Annotated in this window: 10 protein-coding genes; 1 reads left to right on the top strand and 9 read right to left on the bottom strand. The window is 40.7% G+C overall.

The features are described 5' to 3' along the window. Positions 1-4: 4 nt before the first annotated feature. From ACEXOE_RS18660 to ACEXOE_RS18625, 8 genes are all read right to left on the bottom strand, one after another. Entirely contained in the window at positions 5-3,256 is a 3,252-nt protein-coding gene (locus ACEXOE_RS18660) for a VCBS repeat-containing protein (protein ID WP_394750365.1), read from the bottom strand. A gap of 48 nt (positions 3,257-3,304) precedes the next feature. Beyond that, positions 3,305-6,607, bottom strand: a complete 3,303-nt coding sequence (locus tag ACEXOE_RS18655; protein WP_394750364.1) for a VCBS repeat-containing protein — start codon at positions 6,605-6,607, stop codon at positions 3,305-3,307. 53 nt (positions 6,608-6,660) lie between these two features. After that, the gene (gene xylA, locus ACEXOE_RS18650; RefSeq protein WP_394750363.1) at positions 6,661-7,986 is read right to left on the bottom strand and encodes a xylose isomerase; all 1,326 of its coding nucleotides are present in this window, start codon (positions 7,984-7,986) and stop codon (positions 6,661-6,663) included. A 1-nt stretch (position 7,987) separates the two neighbouring features. Continuing rightward, entirely contained in the window at positions 7,988-9,472 is a 1,485-nt protein-coding gene (locus ACEXOE_RS18645) for a xylulokinase (protein WP_394750362.1), read from the bottom strand. 111 nt (positions 9,473-9,583) lie between these two features. Beyond that, positions 9,584-10,123 carry a hypothetical protein gene (locus ACEXOE_RS18640; RefSeq protein WP_394750361.1) on the bottom strand — a complete coding sequence of 180 codons (540 nt, stop codon included), beginning with the start codon at positions 10,121-10,123 and terminating at the stop codon, positions 9,584-9,586. Between the two features lie 33 nt (positions 10,124-10,156). Continuing rightward, positions 10,157-10,627 carry a monoheme cytochrome C gene (locus tag ACEXOE_RS18635; RefSeq protein ID WP_394750360.1) on the bottom strand — a complete coding sequence of 157 codons (471 nt, stop codon included), beginning with the start codon at positions 10,625-10,627 and terminating at the stop codon, positions 10,157-10,159. Between the two features lie 40 nt (positions 10,628-10,667). After that, positions 10,668-12,212 carry an SLC5 family protein gene (locus ACEXOE_RS18630; RefSeq protein WP_394750359.1) on the bottom strand — a complete coding sequence of 515 codons (1,545 nt, stop codon included), beginning with the start codon at positions 12,210-12,212 and terminating at the stop codon, positions 10,668-10,670. Positions 12,213-12,357: 145 nt separating this feature from the next. After that, entirely contained in the window at positions 12,358-13,515 is a 1,158-nt protein-coding gene (locus tag ACEXOE_RS18625) for an LLM class flavin-dependent oxidoreductase (protein WP_394750358.1), read from the bottom strand. A gap of 161 nt (positions 13,516-13,676) precedes the next feature. On the opposite strand from ACEXOE_RS18625, the gene ACEXOE_RS18620 reads away from it, so the two are divergent. Next, entirely contained in the window at positions 13,677-14,213 is a 537-nt protein-coding gene (locus ACEXOE_RS18620; protein ID WP_394750357.1) for an NADPH-dependent FMN reductase, read from the top strand. Positions 14,214-14,220: 7 nt separating this feature from the next. Here the strand turns inward: ACEXOE_RS18620 and ACEXOE_RS18615 are convergent, their stop codons facing one another. Next, a complete protein-coding gene (locus ACEXOE_RS18615; protein WP_394750356.1) occupies positions 14,221-15,219 on the bottom strand; it encodes a LacI family DNA-binding transcriptional regulator in 999 nt (332 codons plus the stop codon). Positions 15,220-15,242 lie beyond the last annotated feature (23 nt).

The following is a 15,242-nucleotide window of genomic DNA, read 5'->3' as shown; positions in this document are numbered from 1 at the left end:
ACTGCTAGTTAAGAATTTGGTATACTTGTGCTTTGTCGTTATTTAAGGTTACTACAAGATAGGCTTGCTTATTAAATGTCAATACGTTGAGGTGGCGTACAGATTTTTGCATCAATTCCAAGCCTAAACTTGCCCCTAAAAGTACATTATTTTCATTTTCTATCAAGGCTCCGGAGAAAGAATCTAAACGCCCGTGAAAAGGTTTCGTACCAAAGTAATTCCCTGCCGCCAAGACTTCATTTTTTCCATCGGCATCAAAATCATACGAAAGAAAGCTGGTGATGGGAGAAAATTGTAAAGTTTCCATAAAGGGAACAAAGCTGAAACGTCCATTTTCATTCTTTAAGTAGCCTGAACGCAATTCCTGTACTTGCAGCACCATCGCCTTTTTCAATGCGTCATTATCCAGAATTTGAGGAATTGATTTCCCTGCGAAACTATGGTAATCCGTGAATTTTTTTCTCAGACTGACCAATTGCCCTGCAAGTGCGTCCAAATCATTTAAAGGATAGTATGTTCCATCTTTGGCCGTACTCACAATGGTTTCCGTACTGCCGTTATCATCAAAATCTGCGTAATACATTTTCATAGGATAAGCTTTGGATGCCACAAACTTTGAATTTGTTCCCCAGTTTCCCAATAAATAATCCATATCTCCATCTTCATCAATATCAAAAGCCTGAATACTTTGCCATAAGCCATGGAGGGATTCCTGTAATAGGTTTTTCTCTGTGAATTTCCCGTTTTTATTTTCAAAGAATTTGGGAGACATCCATTCTCCTACAACGATAAGATCTTGGACACCATCGCCATTAAAGTCATCCCATACGGCATCCGTAACCATGCCGGCCTCTTGAATTTCGGTATTCGCTATAGGGGTAAAGGTTCCATTATTGTTGCGAAGTATCTGGGAAAAGGGCATATTTCCAAAATCATTGGAAACGGCATTACTGCCTAAGAAAAGATCTAGATCCCCGTCACCATCAATATCATTGCTTTTAACTACAGAAGCATTTTCAAAAATTTCAGGAATGCTACGCACTTGAAAAGTAGTATCCTGCTGTACATAATAATGATCCAGTAAAGGTTTCATTTTTCGGAAAAAATCTCCCCCTCCGGAACCTATAAAAAGATCGTTCTTTCCATTGTTGTCCAAATCAGAAATGAGTGCTACGACCTCTTCTTTCAGTGAATCTTTTTGTATCGACGGATATGTAGTCAGTACAAAAGAAGAGTCTTTCTGAATATAGATTCTAGAGCCAATGTTTCTGGATCCCCCAAAGAAAATATCTTCTTTTCCATCATTGTTCAGGTCTCCCACCGCAGTTGCCGGCCCTCTATCGGAAATACGATAGGGAATAAGCTTTTGGCGATTGCTATCAAAGTAGTTGTCCTCCTTATGCGTAAAATTGATCCCCAAATTCGCTTCCGTTTTTTTAAACCGCTTTTTTGTCTTTGGTCTAAGGGATGAATAATCAAAAGGTTTTGTGTTTTCCGGACTAAGGATCAATTCCTGATTTACGCTCACATCCCTGAGTACTTGGTAGGTGCTATTGGGCCAGACAATCTTAATGGAATCTACTTGTTTTGTGCTTCCATACCCAAAATGGATCATAGGTTCTGATGAGGCCTGAAAACCTCGGACGGTGTAGAGCGATTTAAATTGAAGTTGTCCGTTATGATAGGAAAAAACTTTAGTGCCTATTCCGAAAGGGTTTTTTCCGGGATACTTAAATTTTAGTTTTAGGTAATTGGCTTTTGTATTGGTTTGATTGATATAGATTGCCGCTGGGGCATTGGAGGTATTGCTCACCAAATCCAGATCTCCATCATTATCCAAATCGGCCATGGCCGTTGCCCCGGAAATCAAGGTGTCTTTTACGATCCAATCTGCCGATTTGTCTTCAAAGCCCAGGGAAGCATTTCCTTTAAAAACATAATTATGGACTGCACCCGATGGCATTAAGTTTAAGGCTTTTTGATCCACCAGTTTAGTGTTGCTTATTTTTTTTCTGATTTGCTCACTTGAAACAAAATTGATGAAATCCAAATCATTGGGACGTTTGGTGATACCATTGGAAATGAATAAATCTTGCTCTCCATCTTGATCATAATCCCCAAAGAGGGCGCTCCAGCTCCAGTCCGTGGCGGCTACACCACTTAATAAAGCGGTCTCTGCATAGGTGCCGTCCGGCTGATTGATATGCAACATATTGCGTGTAAATTGGTAGTGATACCCATAATTTTCCGTTCTTAACTTCTGCGTTTGAATATCATCATCTCCCTCTGAAGATTTTAAGGCTTTTTCATTTTCGGGAAGCATGTCCAATGAAATAATATCAGGCCAGCCGTCATGATTGATATCGGCGACATCGTTTCCCATGGAAAATCGGGTGATATGACCGAAATATTTTTTTAAACTTTCGGTAAAAGTACCATCGCCATTATTGAGATAATAATAATCGTCTTCATGAAAGTCATTACCCACATAGATGTCCGGAGCGCCATCATGATTGAAATCGGCTACGGCAACGCCAAGTCCATATCCGTTAATTCCTCCATAAATCCCGGCCTCTTCACTTACTTCCGTGAACTTTCCTTGGTCGTTTCGCAATAATTTATCCCCGGTTTGAAAATTTCGCTTTAACCGAAGATTGGCCCTTCCAAAAGATTCTTGGCTATGCACGGCATGATTGAGCAGGTAGAGGTCTAGATCGCCGTCCATGTCATAATCCAAAAAAGCGGCTGAAGAGCTAAAAGAATCAAAATCCAATCCGTAAGCGGCGGCACTTTCGGTAAAAGTTCCATCTCCTTTATTGATATAAAGTTCATTATGGCCATCGAATCCATTGATGCCTACAACGGCACAGACATAAATATCCAAAAAACCATCTCCATTGACATCTCCCATAACAGCCCCAGTATTCCAGCTGCTATTTCCCGCTACACCTGCTTGCGCCGTAATGTCTTCAAATTTAAGGTTGCCCGTATTGCGGTATAATTTATTTTTAACTTGATTCCCCGAAAAAAAGATATCGGCTAATCCATCATTATCAATATCCCCTATGGCAACCCCTCCACCATTATAAAAATAGAGGTAATCCAGAATGTTTAGCTGGTCGGTTTCCGTTAGGGTATTGGCAAAGCTAATTCCGGTATCTTCGGAAGTAGGATTTGTAAAAACGTCACCTCCTTTCTTTCCGCAGGAAAAAAGGGTCGCTACTAGAAAGAGATAATATAGGATGTTTTTTTTCATGCAATACAAAACATTATGGTTTGGTCGGTTTAATTTGAAGTAGGACGTTTAGGGCATGTGCGTGGTAAACAATATGGGTTTTGCATTATTGATTCCAATAATATAATAGGGAATCGCATTGATCATCATCTTGGCAATACTTCGTGATGGCCCCGGAATATCCAGGGATAAATTTGTATTCCAATAAAAAGTTCCTTTTTTATCATACAACAAAACAAGGCCATGGGAAGCATCCATTTTGCCCAGTTGCGTATTTATTTCTTCACTATTTCCAACTAAAAACACATCCTTAAAACCGTCCTTATCAAAATCTTCTATTGCAATATCCTGAATTATAGAAGCCTGTGCAATAGGAGGCAAACTTTTAATGTTAAAATTGCCATTTCCATCGTTTTCGAAGAAAGAACTTTCTAATAGGTAAACCTCTTTTTTATCTGCCTTCTTTAATTTTTCGGAACTAAAAAGTGTTTCAATATCTGCACGGGCAAAATCGTTATACGATAAAAAGGCTTTATTTAGGTAGGGAAGTTGCTTGGTAAGATCGTCTTTTGGAGCCAAAGGGGTTTCAGTTTCTTGGTGGTAATAGGTTATTATGGGATCAATGGTTCCATTATTATCAAAATCCAAATTATAGAGGCGTAAGGGGTTTTTGCGAGAAGCACTAAATTTACTGTTCCTTCCCCAATTACCGGCAATAAGATCGATGTCTCCATCCTGGTCAATATCATCAGCTTTTATACTATTCCATAATCCATGGGTGTATTTCACATTGTTGTCTTTTTTGATGGTAAGGGTTTTGCCATCATTTAAAAAGATAGTAATAGGCATCCAGTGACCGGCCACAATCAAATCTTGGAACCCATTGCCGTCCAAATCTACCCATTGAATATCCTTTACGGCACCAATATCTTGAAAAGTGCTGGAAATGCTTTCCGTATGGTCTTCAAAGTTCCCTTGGCCATCATTGATAAACAGGTATTGTTTTGGTGTTTTTCCAAATTGTCTGGGGAACACATCCGAAGCAAAAGCAATATCCATATCGCCATCATTTTCAAAATCTACCACACGAGCGGTGGAAGCATTTAAGGTCAAGGCCCCAAAAGGAGAAGGTGCTTTTACAAAGGTCCCTTCCTTATTGATGTACAATCGAGGCTGTAGTGCATTGCCAGACTGAAACTCATTGCCTCCGCTGACCACGAGTAAATCTGTAAAAGTATCACCGTTGGCATCAAAGAAGACGTGGGAGACATCTTCATTGATCGCATCTTCCATGAATAAGGAATCTTGAGCGCTACTAAAATTCCCCAAGTCATCCTGCACCAATAATACCGAAGCCTGTTGTTTTGCCCCGCCGATAAAAAGATCGTCCCTGCCGTCTTTATTAACATCTGCAACGGAGATGGACGGGCCTTCATTGGTAGAAGCAAAAGGAATTAGAGGATTGCGATCAAACTCCGTTGTTGCAGGTTCTTTATGGGTAAAATCATTTAAATTCCCCGTAACGCCCAGAGGGTTTAGAATCTTAGCCTGCGCTTTTTTATAAAAGTTTCCCTGTGCATCACTTTGGCGCAGGGTCAACTGTGCCGTTTTAAATTGTTGCAAGGTCTGATAACGCCCTCCTGGCCAAATTACAGTTAGGGAATCTGGAAATTTTTGTTTCCCCAATCCGAGATGCATCCTTGGAGAGGTGGCTGAAAGATAGCCTCTAGACGTGAAATTTTCTTGGGTGATGACTGTTCCCCTATGATATGCGATAACTTTTGCTCCTATTCCAAAAGGATTGCGGGAAGATCCTTTAAAAGCAATATGCATAAAGTGGCCTTCCTCTTCTTCTTTCAGCGGTTTATTTTCAAGAAGATAAGCCAGCTCGTCCACATTATTTACGATCAGATCCAAATCCCCATCATTATCCAGATCGGCATAGGCCGATCCATTGCTAAAGGAATCTTCTTTCTTGTGCCAGATAGAAGTCATGTCTTTAAATTGCAGATCTCCTGTATTTTTAAAGAAGTAGTTGGGAACTTTTTTTTGTGGAATTTCCTGGATAAATGCCATATCTGTAGGGCTCATCCCATTACTAATGCGTTTTTGGATATTCTCATTGGCAATAAAACTAATGAAATCCATATCATTGGTTGCCCCTTTGATTCCATTGGAAACAAATAAATCTTTGAGGCCATCATTATCAAAATCGGCCAATAAAGGACTCCAGGACCATTCGGTGGCCGCAATACCACTTAGGTTTCCGATTTCACTAAAATTTAAATTGCCCAGATTCAAGTGCAAGGTATTCTGGATATATTGGGGGGCATAGCCATTTTTAAGGTAGTATTGATAGGTGGGAAATGGAAATTCCAATCCAGAACTTTTATAGGTTTCCAAGTTTTCGGGAAGCATGTCCATAGAAACGATGTCTGTGCGGCCATCATTATTGATATCTGCAATATCATTGCCCATGGAAAAATGCGTGGTGTGCCCTAACTTTTTTGCGTCCGTACTTATGATTTCCTGAAAGGTACCATCTTGATTGTTGAGGTAGAGATAATCATTTTCAAAAAAATCATTGCCTACATAAATGTCGGGATAACCATCATTGTTTAGATCACTTACCCCTAGACCAAGGCCATACCCAATATTCCCTTGATAAATTCCGGCTTCGGCAGAGACATCCATAAATTTTCCTTCATCATTCCGATAGAGGCGATCACCCGAGATCGAATCTACCAATTTGCGTTGACTTCCCCTTCCATAGGATCTATTGGGATGGGTGGAATGGTTCATGAGATACATATCCAAATCTCCATCCAGGTCATAATCGAAAAAGGAGGCCTGGGTAGAAAGTCCGGAGAAATCCAGACCGTATTTTTTAGCTTCTTCCTTAAAACTAGGAATGCCATCGGCATCCATACCTTGATTGATGTACAATAGGTTGTGTCCTTTAAGATGTAAATAACCCGAAACTTTGCAGATATAAATATCCAATAAGCCATCATTATTGATATCTACATGGCTAACACCGGTGGTCCAACCCGATGCATTGTTGATCAAAGCCGTATCCGTAATGTCTTCAAAACTCAGATTTTTTTTGTTCAAGTATAACTTATCCTTGCCCTGATTGGAGGTAAAATAGAGATCGATCCATCCGTCATTGTTGTAATCCGCTGCAGCTACTCCAGCTCCATTATAATAATAGAGATAGGTGAGAATATTGAGTTCTGGAGTATCTTTTAATTCGTTTTTGAAACCAATGTTGGATACCTCTGGAGCCACTTTTACAAAGCGTTTCTCCTGCTTCTTACATGAGGAAACAAGCAAAAATAGAAGGAGGAATATACCAAGAAAATACTTCATAGGAATAGGCTAAACTGGAGTAATATAGGGATTCTTTCCTAAAGAATGAAGCCTTAGATGTATTGGTTGATTATATTTTCAAACAGTTCTTGTTTTCCACTTTTTGAGGTGATTTCCCCCTGTTCTTTGGCAATCTTATACAGGTCTTGAAAGTTTAGTTTTCCAACTTCAAAATCGGCTCCAGATCCTTGATCAAAAGAATGGTAGCGTTCCTTTCTAAGTTGGTCATAGGCTGAGGAGGAGATGATTTTATCTGCTATGATAAGGGCCCGGGCAAAAGTATCGGCCCCTCCGATATGCGCATAGAAAACATCTTCCATATCGGTGGAATTTCTTCTGAGTTTAGCATCAAAATTAATACCGCCACCCTGAAGTCCCCCAGCTTTTAGGAAAACTAACATGGCCTCAGTAACCTCGTTAATATTGTTGGGAAACTGATCCGTATCCCATCCATTTTGATAATCTCCTCTATTGGCATCAATACTGCCCAATAGCCCATGTGCCGCAGCCACTTCCATTTCGTGTTGCATGGTATGGTTGGCCAAAGTAGCGTGGTTTACTTCCAAATTGAGTTTAAAATCATCTTGTAGTCCATAGTGTTGCAGAAAACCAATAACGGTAGCTGCATCAAAATCATACTGATGTTTCATAGGCTCCATAGGTTTGGGTTCAATGAAAAAAGTACCCTTAAACCCTTGGGCTCTGGCATAGTCCCTTGCCATGGCCAAAAATTGGCCCATATGGTCCAATTCCCGTTTCATATTGGTGTTCAATAAGGACATATAGCCTTCCCGTCCTCCCCAGAAAACGTAGTTTTCGCCATCTAAAGCTATAGTAGCGTCCATGGCCAATTTTATTTGTCCCCCTGCCCGCGCCAGTACTTGGAAATCAGGATTTGTGGCAGCACCGTTCATATATCTTGGATGGGAAAAACAATTGGCTGTTCCCCAGAGCAACTTCACTCCCGAAGCAGTTTTTTTCTCCTTAATGTAGTCGATAATAGCAGCTAGACGTTGTTCGGATTCTGAAAATGTACTTGCTTCCTTAATAAGGTCAAAATCATGAAAACAGAAGTAATCGAAACCTAGTTTGGTTATAAATTCAAAAGCGGCATCTGCCTTTTCTTTAGCAGCAATGAGAGGGTCGGTGGCGCTATCCCAAGGAAAGTTTAGTGTTCCGGGCCCAAAAGGATCTGCGCCTACACCACCAAAGGTATGCCAATAGGCTACGGCAAACTTAAAATGTTCCCGCATGGTTTTTCCGGCAACCACCTGATTCGGATTATAATATTTGAACGCCAACGGATTGTCCGATGCCTTCCCTTCATAGGGAATGGACGAAATACCTTTGAAATATTCTTTGTTTCCTACTAATGCCATTTTAATTTGATTTTAGGACGGAATGCAATGCCTTTTTCCAGCGCGCATAGGCCGTATTATACTGTTCTTTTGAAGTGTCCGGGAAGAATGATTTTACATAATCTGTAGTATTCATTTCCTCGCGGTACGTTTTAAAATCTTTATGATGAAATTTGCATGCCCTTGCAGCGCCAACAGCTCCGGTAACCTTATAAATTTCAATTTCTTGTCCGGTCAAGGTAGCCAGGGTCTTGGAAAAAATTTCGGAACGGAATAAATTGTCATTTCCCGCTCTGATGACTCGTGCCTTATCCCCTTCGGTCAACATCATTTCTATGCCATAGGCAAAAGCAAATGCAATTCCCTCCAAAGCCGCTCTGCACAGTTGTTTTTTATCGTGCCTATTGAGGTCAATATGAAAAAAATGGGTATTTATATGCTTATTGTCCAACATGCGTTCCGCTCCGTTGCCAAAGGGCAAAATCGTTACGCCATCGGCACCAATGGGAACTTCAGCTGCCAGTGCATTCATGTCTTCATAAGAAGAAACACTAAGGTTATTTAGTAACCAGCGATATTGAATGCCACAACCATTGATGCAGAGCAGTTTGCCAATACGTGGATTTTCGGAAGTATGATTGACGTGCGCAAAATTGTTGATTCTTTGACCATCTTCAGTAATGCTTTTTTCGGTTACCGCATAAACTACCCCCGAAGTACCTCCGGTGGCCGCTATCTCTCCAGGTTCAAAGACATTTAACGCTAGGGCATTATTAGGCTGGTCGCCTGCCCGGTATAGAATGGGAGTGCCTACCGCTAGGCCTGTTGCTTTACTTCCTTCCACGGAAACCCTACCTTGAATGTCAAATGTAGATACAATATCAGGGATTAAATCCGAACTTATAGCATAGTGGTCCAACAGCCATGTGGCAATATCATTCGTTTTAAAATCCCAGAAAATACCTTCGGACAAACCTGGAATTGTGGTGCAGATGCGATCGGTTAACTTATAGGCAATATAGTCCCCGGGAAGCATAAACTTGGCTATCTTGGCATAGTTATCCGGCTCATTTTCCTTTACCCAGCGCAATTTGGAGGCAGTAAAGTTTCCCGGAGAATTTAAGGCATGGGTACAACATTGCTCAGGACCTAAGGCGTTAAAGGCTTTTTCTCCAATAGAAACCGCTCTGCTGTCGCACCAAATAATGGCGTCACGTAGTGGAGTGCCTTTATCATCTACAATAACCAATCCGTGCATTTGATACGCAATGCCGACCCCGGTAATATCCTTTGCATCCACCTGATTACGCTGCAATAGATGCTTGGTGGCTTCGCAAACGTATTTCCACCAAATATTTGGATCTTGCTCTGCCCACGCTTTGTGGGGGGTATGAATTTCCATTTCTACCTCGGGTAAACTGATCAGATCTAGCTGTTCGCCAGAATCCGTCAAAATCAAGGCCGCTTTAATGGAAGAGCTGCCAATATCATACCCAATAGCATACATAAATACCTTTGTTTTATAAAGAATGAAGATATCAATTTTTAATAGAGCTTACAATGTGGATATTGCAAAAAAAGAACAGAAGTTATTCATTTTCCGCAATAATGACGAAATTTAAGTTTTCGGAATTTTGGTATAATTTCGAAGGGCTATTTCCATGGCCCACCAATACTTTTTTGGCGTTAGAAAGGTCCATTTCAAATAATCAAAAAGGCCCAAATACGTCCATTCCCAAACCAAGGCGTTTAACCACATGGTGCGTCCAATTCGTTTTCGAATACGCCGGAGTTCCAGGGTCGAAATACCATTTTCGGAAAGTAGTTTTTGAGTGTTTTGTTTTTCCTCTTGGTCAAATTCAGTATCCAAAAAAGTATGATTAAGATGTTCCCAAATGTCAAACCGATCGACAAGGGGAATGCGATTTCTTTTGGCAAAATGTTCCAGTGCGGTTTTTAGTTCAGAGGAGATAAAAATGAATTCCTTTTTCTGGTAAATGAGAGCAGGAGGATGTATGCTTAAGTTAATTTCGGCAATGTCCTCGGCAGCAATATGCCGAATTAGGTGGATAGGGCTACAGCTAAAGAAATATCCTTTCGGGAATCGTATTTCACGATCCTTGATCTCAATTACGATATGCTTATGTTTTGAACCCATTTAGAAGCAAAGGAATGCGCCTATGACCGGTGCCTATTTTAATTCATACCAATCCACATCACTTAAATTTTCGCGCCTGCCCTTTTGATCGGGGGCGTAATAGGTAGCCAGATAATCCAATATTATAGCTTCGTCTTCCCCAAGATCCCATAAATTTTGTGTTTCCTGCATCCACTTAATGGTGGAGCCCCATGCTTCCCTGCTCATTTTATTTTGAATGACAAGGGCAGAAGAATGACAGTTGGTGCAATTTTGAATCACTTGTGTTAACCCCGTACCATTCTTGAATCCGGTAGGGGTATGGATTCCGTTTTCGATCTGTAGCTCTTCAGAGGGTATTTTTAAAAGTATACTTTCTTCTGGCGTATCTAGTTTGGGTATTCCGGAAGTACGCTGTTGCAGGTATAGCGCTCCAATGAAAATAATACCAATGCCACAAAATAGGAGTATGATTCTATGATATAAGGCTTTTACTTGCTTTCTGAAATTTTCTTCCGATGACATGCTATCTTAAATTTTTTTAAAATCATTTAAAATATAGCCATTAATGAAATATGACATGCAATGCGATGAGGGAAAGAATCATTCCCAATCCTATTTTTGACATCAAAGGTGTTGCGGGTTCCAAGTATAATTTGCCCTTGATAAAGCCTCCTTTTGAACCTACTAAAATAATGGCAAAACCAATTAGGATCACCCACATGGCACGCACAAAATAGTTCATATCGGGAAAAACATAGGCAAAGAATAATTGAAGAGGCACCGTGGCGATAAAAGCAAATAGGGCCACCCTGTGTTTTGGAGCCATTAAAAAGGCCGCAGCACAAATGAGCACAACAATACCGCTGTTAATGTAATAGCGTAGCTCATTAAGGGTGTGCGTAAAGGCTTCGCCGGAGTTTTGGATTTTAATATACAGGAGCACGATTCCAATTAAAGAGCCTGAAATAAAGGCAATTAGAATGGCTTTTTTACCCGATCGCACTACTTGTTGATCTGTAGCAGATTTATTGACATAAGGTTTGTAGATATCAATGGACCATAAAGTGGCCAATGAATTGAAGGTAGAGTCCACGGTACTCATCAAGGAGGCGAAGAGGGCACATAAGATCAAGCCTTTTAAACCTACGGGAAGATACGTGTTTACCAAGTATGGGAAAGCAGCATCCGGATCGGCCAGACCATTGGAACCTAATATCCCTACCAAGGCAATCCCAGGAAGAATAATGATGGCGGCCATAAAATACTTCATTACTCCTCCTACCATTAAGCCGATTTGCACATCTTTAAGGCTTCTCGCCGCTAAAGATCGTTGCACTACGGATTGGTTGGCACACCAATAATTAATATTCAGCAAAAACAAACCAAAAATATGAATCCAGGGGAGTTTCTCATGATCCGCAGGCAAGTGCAGGTGCATAAGATCTCCTGTTTTATTATATAATTCGGACCAGCCCCCTAAGTGATGAATAGCTACGAGTAAAACAACAATACCTCCAGTAAGGAGAATGGCAAATTGTATTACATCGGTACGCACCACAGCGGCCAGTCCGCCAAAATAGGTATAAGTGGCAGAAAAGAGGCCCAGAAATATAATGAGTATAGCAATTCGGATAAACCGGTCTTCATGAATAAAGGATAAATATTCTGCAAAAACGATATCTACGGAATACGCACCCCAAAACAAAGCAGCGCCAAGGGTAATGGTGGAGAACAGTAAAATATTGGATACGGAATAGAGCAGGGACACTGTCTTTCCCAGTCTTGTTTTAATAAACTGGGTAATGGTGATGATCTTTTCCCGATAATACATAGGGACAAAAATGAATGCCGCCATAAGTAAGCCCTGGATAGCATTGATTTCCAAACTGGCCTGTGCCAAACCGTAGAGATAAGCAGACCCCATGAAGCCCAAAAATTGATAACCCTGTACATTGGTGGCAATGGTAGAGAAAGCAATGGAGGGCCAGCGTAAGTTCCGTGAACTTAAGAAGTATTCTTCAGTAGTGGCATTTTTAGGGGTTCTTCCAGAAAGGGCGGTTACAAAAACAATGACAAAGTATGCGCAAACAATTAGTAAATCAATCATGAACTTACTCTTTTAATTAGGTTTTGATCGGTATGGTAATGGCCATCTACCAATTGTAGGTGCTAATACGGAATCAGCAATTGTCTATGCCATTTTCTGCATGTAATATAAGATTTTGTTTTTAAAAAATGTGATTCCCAACTGTTTAAATACGGATTCCAGCGGCTAAAGGAGAATCGGGTTCTTCTGCACTTACTTTCCCTTGTTCAATAGGTAGGGAAACGGTCTTTAATCTAGGAAGGACCAATCTTGCGAAATTTTCGCACTCTTCTTTATGGGGGTAGCCAGAAAATATAAAGGAACGTATCCCCATATCCATATAACGATTTAATTTTGCCACGATTTGATCTGGATTTCCCACTAAAGCCGCGCCACATCCTGAACGCCCTTTTCCTATGCCTGTCCACATATGATCTTCAACATATCCGTCATCTTTGGAAATCTCCCGCATTTGTGCTTGTCGGCTAACCCCATAAGATTTCGCATCCAATGCTCTTTCCCGCATTTCCTTCCCTTGCTCTTCTTCCAGTTTGGAAATAATGCTATCTGCATATTCCCGTGCTTCTTCTTCGGTTTCCCGGACAACAACGTGAACTCGGAGGCCAAAATCTACCGTACGCCCATAGGAAGCCGCTTTGGCACTCATGTTCTCCATTAAAGTTCTTAAGTTCTCCTCGGTTTCCGGCCACATCAAATATACATCGCAATGTTCGGCGCATAGATCTACAGCAGGAGGGGAGTATCCACCAAAATACAATAGGGGGCCATTTTTTTGGTATGTTTTGGTAGGAAGGGAAGGCAATTTAAGAGTATAAAATTGTCCTTTGAAATCGATTTCATCTTGACTCCATGCTTGCTTTAAGATTTCAATAACCTCGCGAGAACGTTGATAACGATCGGCAGAAGATAAATCTTCCCCGGGCAAATTGGACGATATAATATTAATGGTCAAACGCCCTTTTAAAATATGATCAATAGTTGCCAGTGTCCGTGCCAACATGGGAGGGTGGACTTCCCCACAACGTATGGCGGCCAATAAATTAATCTGTTCCGTCATAGGGGCAACTGCGGCAACGAAAGGCAAAGTGTCTTGTCCTACTTGATATGAGGATGGACACAAGATATTGCGGTAGCCATTGCGATCGGCGGTCAATAGAATTTCAGAAGTGTTTTCAAAAGTACTCTTGTACTTCATATTGCGCTCTCCCAAATAACGATCATCGCCGTTGCAAATAGGAGCAAACCATGATACTTCTGCTCCGTCCAAGTGTGGCGACCTTATGGTAATTTTAGTGTTGTCCATTCTCTTTTTGTTTGGAAATGGGACTTAAGCGTCCCAAAACATTCTGGTTTAGAGTCAAATATAATTAAAAATATGAAAAATGTAAACGTTTACATTTAAAAAAATGATATTTTTACACCTTATAAAGAGAAAAATCAGTAACAGCTTAAATCACCCTCAGAATGATTACAATTATTTCAGGTTCCCATAGGGCAGACAATAAGACATTACACTTTGCCAAATACATACATCGGGAGCTTCAACATAAGACCGACGAACCCATTCGTTTGTTGGATTTATCAGAAATGGATGAAGTAGTACTAAGTAAACAAATGTATACCAGTCAGCCTGAGATGATACAGCAGGTTCAGGACGAATATTTTACGCCTTCGGAGAAGTTTTGGTTCTTGGTACCTGAGTACAATGGGAGTTATCCCGGCATTGTAAAATTACTGCTGGATGGTATTTCCGTACGCGATAAAGACAAAAGTTTTTTGGATAAGAAAGCCTGTATTACGGGAATAGCTTCTGGAAGAGCTGGAAACTTAAGGGGAATGGATCACCTTTGTGATGTATTGAGTCACCTCGGTATCTGTGTGCATCCGAATAAAAACCCCATATCCTCTATTTATAAATTGTTGGATGAAACATATGAGCTGGTGGACGAAGGAACTCAAATGACCTTGTCAAAACAAATGGATCAACTGCTGGCTTTTTAGGGAGCGCTTATTTGCTGGATTTTCGGACAATCAATTCAGGAGACAATATTTCTTTGGAAGGCAGTGGCCGTTCCTTATCGAATTGCTGTAAAAGAAGGGAAACAGCAGTGGTACCCATAATATCACATTTTTGATCGATAGTGCTTATTTGGGGGTCTACATGCACACAGAAATCCGTATTTCCAAATCCAACGGCCTTAATTTCCTCCGGAATGGCTTTTCCAAGACGTTTCAAGAGATTAATGGTATAGAGGCAGCTATCATCTCCATGTGCAAAGAAGCCATCTGTTCTTGGACAAGCATCCAAGTAATCTTGAAGCAATTTTTCATCTTTATCCGTATCATAGGAAAGTTGAATAATATGCTCCTTTGTAACTTGTAGGTCATTTTTTTTCAACGCATCGAGAAAACCTTTTTTGCGCTCTTGAAATATAGGGACATTGAGATTTCCAGCGATGTGAAATACTTTTGTGCATCCATTGTCAATAAGATGTTGCGTTGCTAAAAAGGCACCTTTATAGTCATTCAAGACAACGGTAGTGGCATCCTCCAAAGATGGTCCTCGATCAAAAAACACCAATGGGATGCTCAATTCGGACAATTTCCGGATAAAGGAGAATTCTTTGGTATTCTTGGAGAGGGACATCAGAATGCCATCCGTCTTGAGCTGTATAAAAGATTCTATGGCAGCACTTTCTTTTTCTTGGGACTCATGAGATTGAATAATGATGATGTTGTAACCAACCGCGCTTAATTCTCTTTCAATACCATTAATAATGCTACTAAAAAACGAATTATTGATTTCAGGAACGATTACCCCTACAATATTGCTTTTTCCACTACGCAATGCTGCGGCCATCATATTAGGACGGTAATCCAGTGACCTGGCAGCATCCAAAACCTTCTTTTTAGTCTTGGGAGAAACCAGAGGACTGTCATTGAGCACTCTCGATATCGTGGCCAATGATAGCCCCGTAATCTTGGCAATATCCTTTATTCCAGCCATATTATGAATGTTTTCCTGAGCAT

The sequence above is a fragment of the Spongiimicrobium salis genome (assembly GCF_043678055.1).
Lineage (GTDB): Bacteria > Bacteroidota > Bacteroidia > Flavobacteriales > Flavobacteriaceae > Spongiimicrobium > Spongiimicrobium salis.
This window is presented reverse-complemented; position numbering and strand designations above follow the sequence as displayed.

Coding starts and splice junctions, on each gene's coding strand:
- ACEXOE_RS18615 (WP_394750356.1), bottom strand. CDS start 15,219: ATGGCTGGAATAAAGGATATTGCCAAGATTACGGGGCTATCATTGGCC.
- ACEXOE_RS18620 (WP_394750357.1), top strand. CDS start 13,677: ATGATTACAATTATTTCAGGTTCCCATAGGGCAGACAATAAGACATTA.
- ACEXOE_RS18655 (WP_394750364.1), bottom strand. CDS start 6,607: ATGAAGTATTTTCTTGGTATATTCCTCCTTCTATTTTTGCTTGTTTCC.
- ACEXOE_RS18645 (WP_394750362.1), bottom strand. CDS start 9,472: ATGTATGCTATTGGGTATGATATTGGCAGCTCTTCCATTAAAGCGGCC.
- ACEXOE_RS18630 (WP_394750359.1), bottom strand. CDS start 12,212: ATGATTGATTTACTAATTGTTTGCGCATACTTTGTCATTGTTTTTGTA.
- ACEXOE_RS18640 (WP_394750361.1), bottom strand. CDS start 10,123: ATGGGTTCAAAACATAAGCATATCGTAATTGAGATCAAGGATCGTGAA.
- ACEXOE_RS18635 (WP_394750360.1), bottom strand. CDS start 10,627: ATGTCATCGGAAGAAAATTTCAGAAAGCAAGTAAAAGCCTTATATCAT.
- xylA (WP_394750363.1), bottom strand. CDS start 7,986: ATGGCATTAGTAGGAAACAAAGAATATTTCAAAGGTATTTCGTCCATT.
- ACEXOE_RS18625 (WP_394750358.1), bottom strand. CDS start 13,515: ATGGACAACACTAAAATTACCATAAGGTCGCCACACTTGGACGGAGCA.
- ACEXOE_RS18660 (WP_394750365.1), bottom strand. CDS start 3,256: ATGAAAAAAAACATCCTATATTATCTCTTTCTAGTAGCGACCCTTTTT.